Origin of the sequence: Pseudomonas crudilactis (assembly GCF_013433315.1) — a bacterium.
GTDB classification, from domain to species: Bacteria; Pseudomonadota; Gammaproteobacteria; order Pseudomonadales; family Pseudomonadaceae; genus Aquipseudomonas; species Aquipseudomonas crudilactis.
The window spans coordinates 56,372-70,150 of the sequence record NZ_WXVV01000005.1 but is presented as its reverse complement, the minus strand read 5'-3'; the positions used below and the strand labels follow the sequence as shown (position 1 = coordinate 70,150).

The following is a 13,779-nucleotide window of genomic DNA, read 5'->3' as shown; positions in this document are numbered from 1 at the left end:
ATTACTTGTGGTAAGGGTGACCGGACAGCACGGTCCAGGCACGATACAACTGTTCGCCGATGAGGATCCGCACCAACGGGTGCGGCAACGTCAGCGGCGACAACGACCAGCGCTGATCGGCACGGGCGCAGACTTCCGGCGCCAGCCCTTCCGGGCCACCAACCATGAAATTGACCGTGCGCGAATCCAGCCGCCAACGGTCAAGTTCGACCGCAAGCTGCTCGGTGCTCCAGGGTTTGCCGTGGACTTCCAGCGTGACGATCCGCTCGTTCGGCCCGACCTTGGCCAGCATGGCTTCGCCTTCCTGGCGGATGAATCGGGCCACGTCGGCATTCTTGCCACGGGTATTGAGCGGTATTTCCACCAGTTCCAGCGCCAGCTCGGACGGAAGACGCTTGGCATATTCATGCCAGCCTTCTTCCACCCACTTGGGCATGCGTGAACCGACGGCGATCAGGCGCAGTCGCACAGCAATCCCTTACAGCTGGTCTTTGTTGAGCTTGGTGAAATGCTCGTGGGTGTTTTCCGGGCTGTGATGCTTGGCGTCGGCCGCGCGGCTTTGCTCGGCACCGGCCCACAGGCGTTCCAGGTCGTAGAACTGACGTGCCGAGGCGGTCATCATGTGCACGATCACCAGGTCCAGGTCGAGCAGCACCCAGTCACTGTCGCCCTTGCCTTCTTCGCCCAGCGGCTTGGCGCCCTGCTTTTTGACTTCTTCGCGAACCTTGTCGAGCATCGCGTTGATCTGGCGGTTGGAAGTACCGGTGGCGATGATCATGTAGTCAGTGATGCTCTGCTTGTCGCGAACATCGATGATCTGGATGTCTTGTGCCTTGACGTCTTCCAGGGCAGCCACGGCCAGCTTGACCAGTTCGTCGCCTTTCAGCGGCTCATTGGTGTTGACCGGTTCTGGCAGCGGGGCGCTCTTGAATGTGCCTTTGCGCTTTACTTTGGTTTGGTCTTTGTCAGTCATATAAAACTCGTTTTGCTCGTATATTCGGCGGCTTGGCGACACGTGGATTCGTATCAGTGAAGCACGCCTTGTTCAGTTCGACGCACGGTACAGACCGTGCGCATCGATGTAGGCCAGGACCGCGTCGGGCACCAGGAAACGTACCGACTTACCGCTGGCCAGCAGTTGACGGATCTGGGTGGCGGAAACCGCGAGCGGTGTCTGCCAGACGAATGCAATCTGTCCGCTCGGCCCTTTCAGGGCCAGCGGGTCGCTCACCGAACGCGCTGCCAGCAGGTTGCGCAAGGCATCCGGCGGTTCGCTGTCGGCGTCCGGGCGCTGTAGCACCAGGATATGGCAATGCTGGAGCAACTCTTCCCAGCGGTGCCAAGTGGGCAGGCCGCAAAATGCGTCCCAGCCCAAAAGCAGAAAAACCTGGGTCTCGGCGGGCATTTCAGCGCGCATCGACTCCAGGGTATCAATGGTCCAGGACGGTTTGTCCCGCTGCAATTCGCGGGCGTCCACCACCAGCGGCGGCAATCCGGCCACCGCACATTCGACCATCGCCAGCCGATCCTGCGCCGAGACCTGCGGCGTACCGCGATGAGGCGGCCGCGCGTTCGGCATCAGGCGCAACTCATCGAGCGCCAGCGCTTCGGCGACTTCCAGCCCACCGCGCAAATGGCCGATGTGCACCGGGTCGAACGTGCCGCCCAGGACGCCAATGCGCCGGGGGCGGGACTCGTTGCCGGTTTGCGGCGCTGTCAGGTCGAGGCCGGTCAAGTCAAACCGTCGCCTGGCCGCGCAACTGGCCATCACCGACCACAACGTACTTCTCGCAGGTCAGTCCTTCGAGACCCACCGGGCCGCGGGCGTGCAGCTTATCAGTAGAAATGCCGATCTCGGCACCCAATCCGTATTCAAATCCATCGGCAAAGCACGTCGGCGTGTTGATCATCACCGAGGCCGAGTCGACTTCCGCCACAAAGCGGCGGGTATCGGCGAGGTTTTCGCTGACAATCGAATCGGTGTGATGGGAGCCGTAATGGTTGATGTGTTCGATAGCCTGATCCAGACCGTCGACGACGCGAATCGACAGAATCGGCGCCAGGTACTCGGTGTTCCAGTCGTCTTCGCTGGCGGCAACAGCCTCAATGATCGCCCGGGTGCGCTCGCAGCCGCGCAGTTCGACGCCTTTTTCGCGGAACTGGGCGGCCATCGACGGCAGGAAATCCTTGGCAACAGTTTGATCGACCAGCAAGGTTTCCATCGCACCGCAGATGCCGTAGCGATAAGTCTTGGCGTTGAAAGCAATGCGTTGAGCTTTCGGCAGATCGGCGTGGGCACTGACGTAAACGTGGCAGATACCGTCCAGGTGCTTGATCACCGGCACGCGCGCGTCGCGGCTGATGCGCTCGATCAGGCCACGGCCACCGCGCGGCACGATCACATCGACGTACTCGGGCATGGTGATCATCGCGCCAACGGCGGCACGGTCTGTGGTTTCAACCACTTGCACCACGGCAGCCGGCAATTCGGCCTCGGCCAGACCGCGCTGAATGCAGGCGGCAATCGCCCGGTTGGAATGAATCGCTTCAGAGCCACCGCGCAGGATGGTCGCGTTGCCGGACTTCAGGCACAGGCTGGCAGCATCGATGGTCACGTTAGGGCGGGATTCGTAGATGATTCCGATCACGCCCAGCGGCACGCGCATCTTGCCGACCTGAATGCCCGACGGACGGAAGCTCATATCACGGATCGCACCGACCGGGTCTGGCAGTGCAGCGACCTGACGCAGACCGACGATCATGCCGTCGATGCGCGCCGGGGTCAGTTCCAGACGCTCCAGCAGGGCCGGCTCCAGACCATGGGCGCGACCGGCGGCCAGATCCTGTTCATTGGCTGCGGCAAGCTCGGCGCGCGCGGCGTCCAGGGCATTGGCAGCAGCCTGCAAGGCGCGGTTTTTCTGCGCGGTGCTGGCACGGCCGATGACCCGGGAAGCTGCGCGGGCGGCGCGACCCAATCGGGTCATGTAGTCAAGAACGGACTCAGTCATGGTCTGCTGGGGTCTTGGCAAAGAGGAAAGCGGCAGATTATAGCTGTCGCGTCCCGGGACTAACAGCGGTGACGGGCGGATGGTCGAAATGAACGCTGATTCGCCGGTGTTCAGGCTCAATTAAGCCGTGCGTTGTTATCATCACGACCTCTTCAGCCTGGATAAACATTGCCCGCCATGTCCAACCTGACCGTTCGCAACCACGCCGAACGCCTGCCGCTGGGGCTCCCGGACACGTTTTTCGATCGTGACGCGCAAGTGCTGGCCCGCGATCTGCTCGGCAAAGTCATCCGACATCGGATCGGTGACCTGTGGCTCAGTGCGCGAATCATTGAAACCGAAGCCTATTACTGCGCAGAAAAAGGCAGTCACGCCTCCCTCGGCTATACAGAAAAACGTAAGGCTTTGTTTCTGGATGGCGGACACATCTATATGTATTACGCCCGCGGGGGTGACTCCCTGAACTTCAGCGCACAGGGGCCGGGCAATGCCGTACTGATCAAATCCGCCTATCCGTGGGTCGATGAAATCAGCGGCCCGGCGAGCCTGGCGCAGATGCTGCTGAACAATCCGGATGCCCAGGGACGTCCGCGCCCGTCGCAGAAGCTCTGCGCCGGTCAGACCTTGCTGTGCAAAGCACTGGGTTTGAAAGTACCGATGTGGGACGCCAAACGTTTCGATCACCAATTGCTTCTGGTAGAAGACACCGGGCCTGCGCCGCCGCACATCATTCAAACCACACGCTTGGGCATTCCCCATGGCCGTGACGAGCACTTGATGTACCGCTTCGTCGACTCAGCTTATGCGCAATGGTGCACGCGGAACCCGCTGCGACGCGGTCAGGTCGAAGGCCGCGACTATTTACTGCGGTAAAACACATACCCGAAGGCTGAGCCTGCACGGGTCAATCAATGCTTGGAGTTTGTTTGTATGGGCCCATGGCTCGATAGCGTGACCGGTTGGCTGGCGGCCAATCCACAGTGGCTGGCTGTGGCGGTATTCATTGTTGCCTTTGTCGAATGTCTGGCGATTGCGGGGCTGATCGTGCCTGGCACGGTGCTGCTGTTTGCCGTGGCCGCGCTGGCTGGCAGCGGCGCGCTGTCGTTGAGTGAAACCCTGTTGCTGGGCTTCCTCGGCGGCATCCTTGGCGATTTGATCTCGTACTTTCTCGGTCGACATTTCCACCAGAACATCCGACGCCTGCCGGGACTGCGCCATCACCCGGAATGGATGGCCGGCGCCGAAACCTATTTCCAGCGCTATGGGATCGCCAGCCTGTTGGTAGGACGCTTTATCGGCCCACTGCGCCCGATGCTGCCAATGGTCGCCGGGATGTGCGACATGCCCTTCCCGCGCTTCGCCGCCGTCAGCTTGTTGGCCGCCGCAGGCTGGAGCCTGGCCTATCTGTTGCCCGGTTGGGCCACCGGCGCGGCGTTTCGCTTGCCATTGCCGGAGGGTTTCTGGCTTGAGGCCGGGATCGTTGCTGCCAGCATCGCAGTCATGGTCGGCCTCAGCGCGAACAGCAGCCTGCGCCGTCACCGCCGGGCGACGCTGTGGATCAGCAGCATGAGCCTGTTGATTCTGCTCGGTCTGTTCATCGGCTATCCGTATTTGACAGCCCTCGACCAAGGCGTGATGACGCTGGTGCAGGAACATCGCCAACCGCTGCTGGATGAAATCGCCGTCACCTTTACCCTGATCGGCGAGTTCCGCAACATGCTGATGTTCAGCATTCTGCTGACAGGTCTGCTGTTGCTGTGCCGCCAGTGGCGTCAGGCGATTTTTGCCGCAAGTACCCTGCTGTGCACGGCGCTGGCCAACACGGTGACCAAGCTGTTTTTCGCAAGGGTTCGTCCGGAAATACTGACCGACCCGATTACCAGCTTCAGCATGCCCAGTGGCCATGCCTCGGGTTCGTTCGCGTTGTTCCTGACCCTGGGCGTCCTCGCTGGCCGCGGTCAACCACCACGCATGCGCTTGACCTGGCTGCTGGTTGGCTGCATTCCGGCCCTGGCGATTGCCCTTTCACGGGTTTACCTGGGAGCGCACTGGCCGACCGATGTCCTGGCCGGCGCGATGCTGGCGGCATGTGTCTGTGCTGCAAGCCTGTGGCTGAATCAGCGCCAGGGACCCCTCAATGCAATGCCTTTCAAAGTCTGGTGGCTGATTTTGCCGGCACTGGTGGCACTGTTCGGTTTCTTCGCGTTTCGCCACCTGCCCCACACACTATTGCGATACGCGTACTGATTAGATCTGTTTGCCCCTTTCCCCTATCCGCCATTCTTTGAGGATTATTCCGACAAGAGTGGCGCGATCTACCTACGCCCCCTTAATACCTTCCCGGTAAGTATTCCTCGCTTAATAACTCCAACTACCTACATCACCCCACTCTATAAAACTCAAGTTACATATTTAACCGCAGCATCGTAACAACGCGCCCACTGCCCGACAAAAAATCAATTACATTGAACCCGCCACAACTTCAAAACCAAAACAATCAAATAACCACTGACAAACTTTCATATACAACACACAAACATCACACGTACTCAACCAGCAACTTAAATACCCATGAACCCAATCAACTCCGAGTAATCCATGAGTCCAAAAACACCGCGCAAACCACCCACTGTATCGTCGCAACCCATCGAATCCATTACGCCACCTGCGCGCCAGCCAGACTTCACTTCTACACGTGCACACTGGCCTTTCGATTCCCGTGTTTCAACACACCCCACTCGCCTCCAGACAACTGATCCAGCCATCGATTCCCCCCCGCCAGCCACGTTGCACATCAGCGAAATGCCGACACGGAGCATTGACGGCCACGCGAACGAACACCCTGTGGATAAATACTGGCTACACGCCCCTTTCCTGCGGGGGATGCAATCCGCCAACGATGAGGGCTGGCGTTTCATCGTCGGGCGCCGGTTTGTCGATGTCGAACACGACGGAGGCCTGCGCACCGCGCATGTCGATCTGGACGAAAAACTCAAAGTCTATCGGCTGAAGCTGCTCAAAGACCGTCATGCACTTGGCCCGATCATCTACAAAAATGAAGGGCGGCCAACCTGGCGCCTGACCTCCGACGACATTGCCACCAACCGTGTCCGCCAGACCGCACAAACCGCAGGCGAGCCTGCTCCGAGGCGTCGCTCTGCATTCACGGACGAACAGATCGATCAGCCCTCTGCTGCCAAACGACCGCGCACGATGGAGGCGCCGACATTCATCGACCCGAACCGCTACAGGCCATCGGATCGCTCTCCGGATGCTCAGGGGTATTACGAACTTGAACCGAGACCGGGCTTAACGCGAACCGACACACTGTTTGCGTTCCGCGATCAATACGCCCGATGGATCCAGGTCGCCCCGCCCGTCAACGGGTTTGGCGCCCCCGCCACGCATTTGCAGCAATGGACCGATCATCAGATATGGCAGGCGTACGCCGTGGAAGGCCAGGACATCGCGCGATTCCGGATCGAGGCCCAGGCTTCGGGCGGCCCGCCACGCTGGGCCGAGCCACGAGACCTGCCGAACGCCGTTGAGGCGTTGCTGGGAAGCTCACTGCGCTGGCTGCATCCGTCCATGACCGCGACAGAACGCGAGACATTCCTGCAGTCATACAACTTGCTGCCAGGCCAGTTGACCCGTTTGCAGCAGCACCTCAAGAACGAGCTGACGATGCCGGCGTGGGCAACGGCGCATAAACGTCTGACGCAAGACATCGGCAACCCGCATCGCCTCGACCAGCTGAGTCAGGATGCTATCAGCGAACTGCATTTGAAACGCCACCCGCGCCATGACTGGTATGACCCGGAACGTCTCTTGACCGTTGAGCTGCGCGAAGCGCTGTTGGCCAAACTGGGTTACCTGCGCAATCAGCACAACTGCCTTTATCGAACCGACGTGCCGGCGCTGTTTCGCGGGGATGAACGCACACCGTTCGAATTGGCGAATGACGACACTATGCTGTCCCGCTACGCACACAGTCCCGGAGCCTCCACGCACAAACCGATGAGCGCCACGTTCAGCCTCAAGGAAGGGCAGATGTATGCCAGCGCACCGGACCCGGAATACCTGCGATTCAACAGCCAGACCAACAAGTATCCCGGCAGAGCCGCAAACGAGGCGTCCCCTGACAGCGATGCAGGCGACAGCAGCGACAGCAGCGCCTCTTCCGACTGGTCGGATGCCGAAAGCCCGGTCGCGATGGATCGTGAACGCAACTACGAACGGACCCGGGAGCGCCAGACACAAATGTTTATCTATGTGCTGGACACCCGAGGCCTGGAAGTGGTCCCCCATGAAGTGAACTATCTGTTCAACTCGTCTGCCCTCGACGCTCCGACCACCCGGTTCCCCTCGGATGATCACGAAGGCCTGATTTCCGTGACCAAAAAAGGTCTGGACGCCAAGCGCGTCTGGTTGCTGGATTCAACCCTGAGCAAAGCGGCGAACGTTTACGACATCCAGGAACAGGCCGGCGCAAACGCCGAACGCATCGAAGCGGCAACCCACGCAGGGCGTGCCAACCAAGATGAATACGATCGACTGATCGATGCCGCGCAAGCGGCGGGCAAACCGATACTCAAACTTTCCGGAAATAAAGACGAGTTCGGCGATGACATCAGCTGGCCTGAATAAATGCGCCTGACTGCCTGTACTCGCAACAACTTCGCCTGATTCAAATCAGTTAAACGCTTTATTCAAACCGGTACGGAAACCGGGGCGGCACAACGCTTATCATTAAAAGGATCAACTCGTGGCAAAACTTATAGAACCGGCAATCGAAATACCTCCTGGCCCCACTCTGCAGGTCACCGCAATCAGTCGTTCGGCCAATACTCATGCGCCTGCAGCCAACAATACTGAAGCCACTTCCACACTTTCAAACATAACAACAGACACACTCATTGAAGGCGATGGCGTAAAACACACACTCAAATCCCTCGATAAACATTTCGGCCCCCTGCGCATCGGTGAAGTCTGGGTGAGCCGGGTGGAACTCAAGGCCCTGGGCGCCACGGTCAACGGGCAGGTCATCAGTGCGGCGAACGCCAGCATAAAAACACCGGACCAGACCTTTCTGAATGCACTCAACTTCAACTCGGCAACGGTCGAGACGCGCGTCAGACACGCGGACATCGCCGACAGCGGGGTCGTGGCCACCCTCTTCTTTGAAATTGCCTGCAAACGTTCCAGCGATGCCTCGGCGCTGTTCGTCAGCGCCAGACCGCTGCCCGCCGGCAGCGGAATGGATCGCCTGAACCAACTGAGCCACGCGGCACAAACCCTGGACATTCATCGCGTCGACTCGTTTGAAAACGCACCGGGCTGGGTCAGCAAATCCAAAAGCTACCTGATGAGTGGTGCCGGTGTCGGCTTGCAGGCATTCGGGATTTACAGCGGCTACATGGCGATGATGGATGCCATCAAAAAAGGCGACACCCTGGAAGCCGTCTACCAGGGGAGTTCGATTGCTGCCGAATTCGGCTCTCTGATCATCGAACGCGGCCTGACCAAAACCGGCGAAGCGATGCTCAGAAACGGTTCGAGGGCGTTTGGGCGATTCCCGCTGACGTCGGCCGGCAAATACCTGAGTCGGGGTGCCGGCCTCTTTGCCAGCGCAATCACCCTGCCATTCGACATCAACGATGCCGTGTCCTCGTTCAATGCGGCCGCGGCGAGCAGCGGCAAGGAGGCACAGGACCACTACGTCGCCGGCGCTCTGAGTGTCGCCAGTGCGGGCATCAGCCTGGCGCTGGGCGCAGCGGCGCTGGCCGGTTTTGGCAGCGTCGCCGGCCCGCTGGGCCTGGCCGCAGCGGCCATCCTCATCCTCGGGTCGATGATTTACCAGGCCGCGCGAGTGGTCGACGATATTGATGATTACATCGAACTGAGCGCCCATGAACGCTTGCGCTCCGGCTGGTTCGCCTTCACCGGGCAGGAGCTGGATCAAGAAGTGCTGGACCGCTTCAAAATCTCCAAGGCATTCAGTGATTACACCCGGCAACGGGAGGTCTCGAGCAAAGCCTTGCTGGAAGGTGCCTACAAGAACTTTGCCGAATATGTGGTCAACGGCAGCTTCAGTGTCGAACTGCAACCCTTGAAAATCTGGCGTCACCAATGGAATGAGCGCGCCGCAGAGCAAGCGTTCAAGCTCGACAGCGAAACAGTCATCATCGGCGGCGACGACATCATCGATGCCCGCGACGGCATACCGCCAAACCTCGCGGGTAGCGTCAAAGGCACGCCCGGCGATGACAAAGGCGTGTTCTGGCGCCTCGATGACGGCAACGACCAGGTCGTCGGGGTCAAGGACAAACCTAACTTTTTCAGCTATCGGGAGGGCGCGAAGACCCTGACCGGGGGCAGCAAGGCCGATGAGTTTTACTTCGAAACCACCGACAAGATGCTCAATCAGCAGTCAGCGCCATCCGGCATCAGCACGCTCGATGGCGGCGAAGGTTCCGACACCCTGGCCTTTGAAGGCCGTCGCCCCGTCACTGATACCCGCCACCTCGGTTACGACATCAATCTGCAGACCGGCAAGGTCGCCCTGCGCAGCCATGACCAGAACACGACTGCGATCGAGATCGCACACGTGCGCGCGATCGAAAACATCTCGACATTGCGCAATGGTGTCAGCCTGGTCACCGGGAGCAGCGAGGCCAATCGCATTTCGGCCAATGGCAATGATCACATCGCGGCCGGTGACGGTGACGATACCATTGCCATCCGCGGCGCCGATTGCCGTGTTGACGGAGGTCTCGGCCAGGATCGCTACTACATCGCAGACACCTCAGCCAGAACCACGATCATTGAAGACGGTGAGCAATCGAGTGTCATCGAACTGGGCTGGCCCATCGAATGGATCCAGCGTTGGCAGATCGTCGGCACCTCACTGCTCGTCAGTTCATTGCGTGACCGGGACGGTGAGGACCCCGAGCATGTCCTGACTATCGAAAACATCTACCAATGGGTCGACGGTCAACGTCACCTGAAAAACGGCCAATTGCTGTTCAAGACCCAGGACGGCTATGAATTGGTGCCTGCCCTGCCATCGCTGATGCAAGGGGCGCCGACGCAGGATGTTGAAGTCGTCATCAGTGTCATCGGCAAATCCGCTGCCACCGAGATCATCAATGGCGGCACGGTCACGCTCACGGAGCAGGGATCGAAGCGGCATTTTGTGGCACGCACCGCGCGCAGGGTCGAATTCGTTGCCGGGCCCGGCCTGCCCAAAACCTCCAGAGTCATCTATCTGGATTACAAGGATGCCGAGATGGTCGATTTGGTCGTCAATTACCATGTCGAGAAGCGCGCGGGCGTATCGCTCAACTCCCACCTGTACTACAGCGACGTCAATATCTCGCTGTTGCTTCCAGAGAAAATAGTGACGCTCAAGGGCGTCGTCCAGACATCGACGTACGCCAATGGCTACAGCGGCCAGAACAGCCTGAAGGTCACGACTGCTCATCTGGCACAGGACATTGCCGTGGTAATGCAGGACGGCGTTTCTTACCGGCTGCAACTGCCCGATCTGCCCTATCTGTCGGACGCCATGGAACCGGGCAGCAAGATTCGCAAGGCCGCTGGCTGCCTGAAGCCAAGACATGGTGAATATCTGTTTTCCCGGCCAACGATTGCTCGCACCATCGCGCTGCCAGCCACACCCAACCGGGTCGATATAGAGGCCGCATCCCACAACGGCATCTATGTTCTCCAAGGCGCGAGTTCGTCCTACGACATCTACCTGACGAGCAACATGATCATTCGCCTGATGACTCCGGGAGCCCAAGCAAGAACGAGCAATGCCTCGACCTGGAATCTGTTCACCGCCCGGATGACCGAGGCGATCAGCCGCGATGACATCAAACTGGACGCCGAGCGCCTGTGGGTGGGTAGCGCCTTGATCGAGCTGCCGACCATAGAAGATGACATGCCGGTCGAGTCGGTGAGCGTAGTGACCCGCTCCGGCAACATCTATGAAGTCGCCTTGCTGTTTGAAGTGCTGCAACTTTACCTGATCAACGCACAGAGCTATCCGAGCGTCGATAGCCTGCTGGCCGACATTCGCCTGCACCGGCAACGCAATGAGCTGGCCGCCAGAATCATTGTCCAGAACCTTGGCGTGACGACGAAACTGGACGGCACGCTGTATTACAACTCGACAAAAGACTACTGGGGAATCGACAGCGACCCGGCCTTGCGGATCAAACCCGAAGACCTGGTCATAGCAGCGGCCAGCATCTCTTGACCCGGACCGAAGCTGCTTGATGCCAAGCGCCCGATGTGATGTTCCTCGTCACATCGGAGCCTGACCACTATTGGGCCCGACAACGAGCGCCAGTGAATCTTGCCGAAGAAAAGCCCAAACACTGCGGGCAGGTGGCGGGGGCCCATCGAAGTGTCACTATGCGAACAATTCGCCCTGCAACTCATCGAGCAACGCCTGGATCGCATCGAGTCGCTGTTGCGGATCATCGAGTTGTAGCAGGTCGATTTTGTCTTCTTCAGCGAAAGGCAACAGATAAGCCAATTGATTGGCCAAAGACTGCTGCCCCAGCGCTTCGATACCCATGTTCAGCGCCTCCACCATCGGGTGCTCCGCCAATGCCTTGAGCAGCGCCATCAGGTCAGCGTCTTCGTCCTGCAACGGTTGCTCGGGCTCCTCGTCCAGCCACTCGACATCGGCGATGATCAATTGATCACGCTGCACCTCGGTGCGTAACACGTTGAAGCGTCGAGCGCCCTGCACCCGAATCCCCAGCAGACCATTGTCCTGCTGCTGGAAATCGGTGATGCGCGCCTCACATCCGACCAAGGCAAAACCTTCTGGGGCAGCGCCGACTTCATGGCCCTCAAGGATGCACACGACGCCAAAGCCGCCGCCCTGTTTCATGCAGCGGCCGATCATGTCCAGATAGCGCGCCTCGAATATCTGCAAATCGAGATTGCAACCGGGAAACAGCACCGTGTTCAGCGGGAAAAGCGGCAGACTCATAGACATTTCCTTACACCACCATCGACACCGCCAACGGCAGGAACACCGCCGTGGCCACGCCCATCAGACTCATCGCCAGCGCCGCAAAGGCACCGCACTCATCACTTTCCTGCATGGCCACCGCCGTGCCGACCGCGTGGGCGGTCATGCCAAGTGCCATGCCGCGCGCTTCGGGGCTGTGCACGCCGAGGCGGTTCAATAGCGTCGGACCAAAGATCGCGCCAATCACCCCGGTGATCAATACGAACACAGCGGCCAGCGCCGCAACACCACCGATCTGCTCGGCGACCAACATGGCAATCGGCGAGGTCACCGATTTCGGCGCCATGGTCATCAGGATCATGTGCTCAGCACCGAACCACCAGCCCAGTGCCACGCCCATGCCCGTTGCCACAACCCCGCCTATCACCAGCGTAGTAAAAATCGGCCAGAACAATTGCCGAATACGTCGCAGGTTGAGGTACAGCGGCACCGCCAGCGCCACAGTGGCAGGGCCGAGCAGAATGCTGAGGATCTCGGTGCTCTTGCGGTATTCGGCGTAGCTCAGGCCGCAGCCGACCAGCACACCGATCACCAACAGCATGGAGACCAGCACCGGTTGCAGAAAGATCCAGCGGGTTTTCTCGAACGCCGCCAACACCAGCTGATAGGCGCCGAGGGTGATACCGATGCCGAACAGCGGATGATGGATAACGGAAGCCCAGGCACCATGCCAGTCGAAGAGCATCAGGACTCCTCCGTGCGGTGCGCATGACGCTTGACCAGGCGCTGCATCAGCACCCCGGCGAAGGCCATCGACAGGATCAGCGACAGCACCAGTGCGCCGACAATCGCCCAGAAATCGGCAGCAATGTCGCTCGCATAAACCATCACCCCCACCGCCGGCGGCACCAGCAGCAGCGGCAGATAACGCAGCAGACTGCCGGCCGCGAGATTCAGCGGCTCGCCGACTTCACCGCGAACGATCAGGAATACGAGCAACAGCAGCAGGCCGATGATCGGCCCCGGCAGTACCGGCAACAGCAAATGATTAAGCGCCGTGCCGAGCAATTGAAACAGCACCAGCAGGGTCAGGCCACGTAGCAACATCCGACATCTCCGTCTTACTTTTCGCCCAGCAGAGGCTCGGCATTATAAGCACGCCTGCGCTATGGACCGGCATTCGCCAAAAGCATGGTCGGTTGACCAGAGCAAATCGCCATGATGATCTACAGTGGTTCGCAGGGAGGTCAAATCCCCCCACCTGAAAAACTATAAAACCGATGAACCCAAGGAGAGTCTCAATGCCCTATGTTCCCGTTGCAGAGCTCAAAGATTATGTCGGCAAGGAACTCGGACGTTCCGAATGGCTCACCATCGATCAGGAACGCATCAACCTGTTCGCCGAAGCCACCGGTGATTATCAGTTCATTCATGTCGACCCGGTCAAAGCCGCGCAAACGCCATTTGGCAGCACCATTGCCCACGGTTTCCTGTCGTTGTCGCTGATCCCGAAATTGATGGAAGACATCCTGATCCTGCCGCAAGGCGTGAAGATGGTGGTCAACTACGGCCTGGACAGCGTGCGTTTCATCCAGCCGGTCAAGGTCAACTCGAAAGTCCGCCTGAAGGTCGATCTGGGCGAAGTGACCGAGAAAAAACCCGGGCAGTGGCTGCTCAAAGCCACCGCAACGCTGGAGATAGAAGGCTCGGACAAACCGGCCTATATCGCCGAGCCACTGTCGCTCTGCTTCGTCTGATCGTTCCGGATGCGAAGCAGCG

At 59.5% G+C, this 13,779-nt stretch carries 12 protein-coding genes; 5 read left to right on the top strand and 7 right to left on the bottom strand.

Features of this window, described 5'->3' with window-relative positions; genetic code table 11:
* Window position 1 precedes the first annotated feature (1 nt).
* The 4 genes from rlmH to GTU76_RS07175 all read right to left on the bottom strand — a co-directional run bounded on the left by rlmH (window position 2) and on the right by GTU76_RS07175 (window position 3,008).
* The gene (gene rlmH, locus GTU76_RS07190) at window positions 2–469 is read right to left on the bottom strand and encodes a 23S rRNA (pseudouridine(1915)-N(3))-methyltransferase RlmH (protein ID WP_003185785.1); all 468 of its coding nucleotides are present in this window, start codon (window positions 467–469) and stop codon (window positions 2–4) included.
* Between the two features lie 9 nt (window positions 470–478).
* The gene (rsfS, locus tag GTU76_RS07185; RefSeq protein WP_016986117.1) at window positions 479–973 is read right to left on the bottom strand and encodes a ribosome silencing factor; all 495 of its coding nucleotides are present in this window, start codon (window positions 971–973) and stop codon (window positions 479–481) included.
* A gap of 72 nt (window positions 974–1,045) precedes the next feature.
* Window positions 1,046–1,768: a nicotinate-nucleotide adenylyltransferase gene (gene nadD, locus GTU76_RS07180; protein WP_093434574.1), complete on the bottom strand. Its 723-nt coding sequence runs from the start codon at window positions 1,766–1,768 to the stop codon at window positions 1,046–1,048.
* Window positions 1,737–3,008, bottom strand: a complete 1,272-nt coding sequence (locus GTU76_RS07175; protein ID WP_180698331.1) for a glutamate-5-semialdehyde dehydrogenase — start codon at window positions 3,006–3,008, stop codon at window positions 1,737–1,739. Before GTU76_RS07175 ends, nadD begins: the two co-directional genes overlap by 32 nt.
* Window positions 3,009–3,185: 177 nt before the next feature.
* Between GTU76_RS07175 and GTU76_RS07170 the strand changes: the two genes are divergently transcribed.
* The 4 genes from GTU76_RS07170 (at window position 3,186) to GTU76_RS07155 (ending at window position 11,271) form a co-directional block, all read left to right on the top strand.
* Entirely contained in the window at window positions 3,186–3,881 is a 696-nt protein-coding gene (locus tag GTU76_RS07170; protein ID WP_016986114.1) for a DNA-3-methyladenine glycosylase, read from the top strand.
* A gap of 57 nt (window positions 3,882–3,938) precedes the next feature.
* A complete protein-coding gene (locus GTU76_RS07165) occupies window positions 3,939–5,255 on the top strand; it encodes a bifunctional DedA family/phosphatase PAP2 family protein (protein ID WP_180698330.1) in 1,317 nt (438 codons plus the stop codon).
* 636 nt (window positions 5,256–5,891) lie between these two features.
* Window positions 5,892–7,655, top strand: a complete 1,764-nt coding sequence (locus GTU76_RS07160) for a hypothetical protein (RefSeq protein ID WP_180698329.1) — start codon at window positions 5,892–5,894, stop codon at window positions 7,653–7,655.
* A gap of 118 nt (window positions 7,656–7,773) precedes the next feature.
* On the top strand, window positions 7,774–11,271 hold the full coding sequence (locus GTU76_RS07155; protein WP_343057450.1) for a calcium-binding protein: 3,498 nt from the start codon (window positions 7,774–7,776) through the stop codon (window positions 11,269–11,271).
* A gap of 156 nt (window positions 11,272–11,427) precedes the next feature.
* Here GTU76_RS07155 and GTU76_RS07150 read toward each other — a convergent pair whose 3' ends face one another.
* Genes GTU76_RS07150 through GTU76_RS07140 form a run of 3 tightly spaced genes read right to left on the bottom strand, consistent with a single transcriptional unit; the run spans window position 11,428 to window position 13,107 of the window.
* Complete coding sequence (locus GTU76_RS07150; protein ID WP_016986109.1) at window positions 11,428–12,018, bottom strand: LON peptidase substrate-binding domain-containing protein; 591 nt, start codon at window positions 12,016–12,018, stop codon at window positions 11,428–11,430.
* A gap of 10 nt (window positions 12,019–12,028) precedes the next feature.
* Window positions 12,029–12,745 carry an LrgB family protein gene (locus GTU76_RS07145; protein WP_016986108.1) on the bottom strand — a complete coding sequence of 239 codons (717 nt, stop codon included), beginning with the start codon at window positions 12,743–12,745 and terminating at the stop codon, window positions 12,029–12,031.
* Window positions 12,745–13,107, bottom strand: a complete 363-nt coding sequence (locus GTU76_RS07140) for a CidA/LrgA family protein (RefSeq protein WP_016986107.1) — start codon at window positions 13,105–13,107, stop codon at window positions 12,745–12,747. Before GTU76_RS07140 ends, GTU76_RS07145 begins: the two co-directional genes overlap by 1 nt.
* Window positions 13,108–13,301: 194 nt before the next feature.
* On the opposite strand from GTU76_RS07140, the gene GTU76_RS07135 reads away from it, so the two are divergent.
* Window positions 13,302–13,757, top strand: coding sequence for a MaoC family dehydratase (locus GTU76_RS07135; RefSeq protein WP_007909575.1), 456 nt, complete (start codon window positions 13,302–13,304; stop codon window positions 13,755–13,757).
* Window positions 13,758–13,779: the final 22 nt, after the last annotated feature.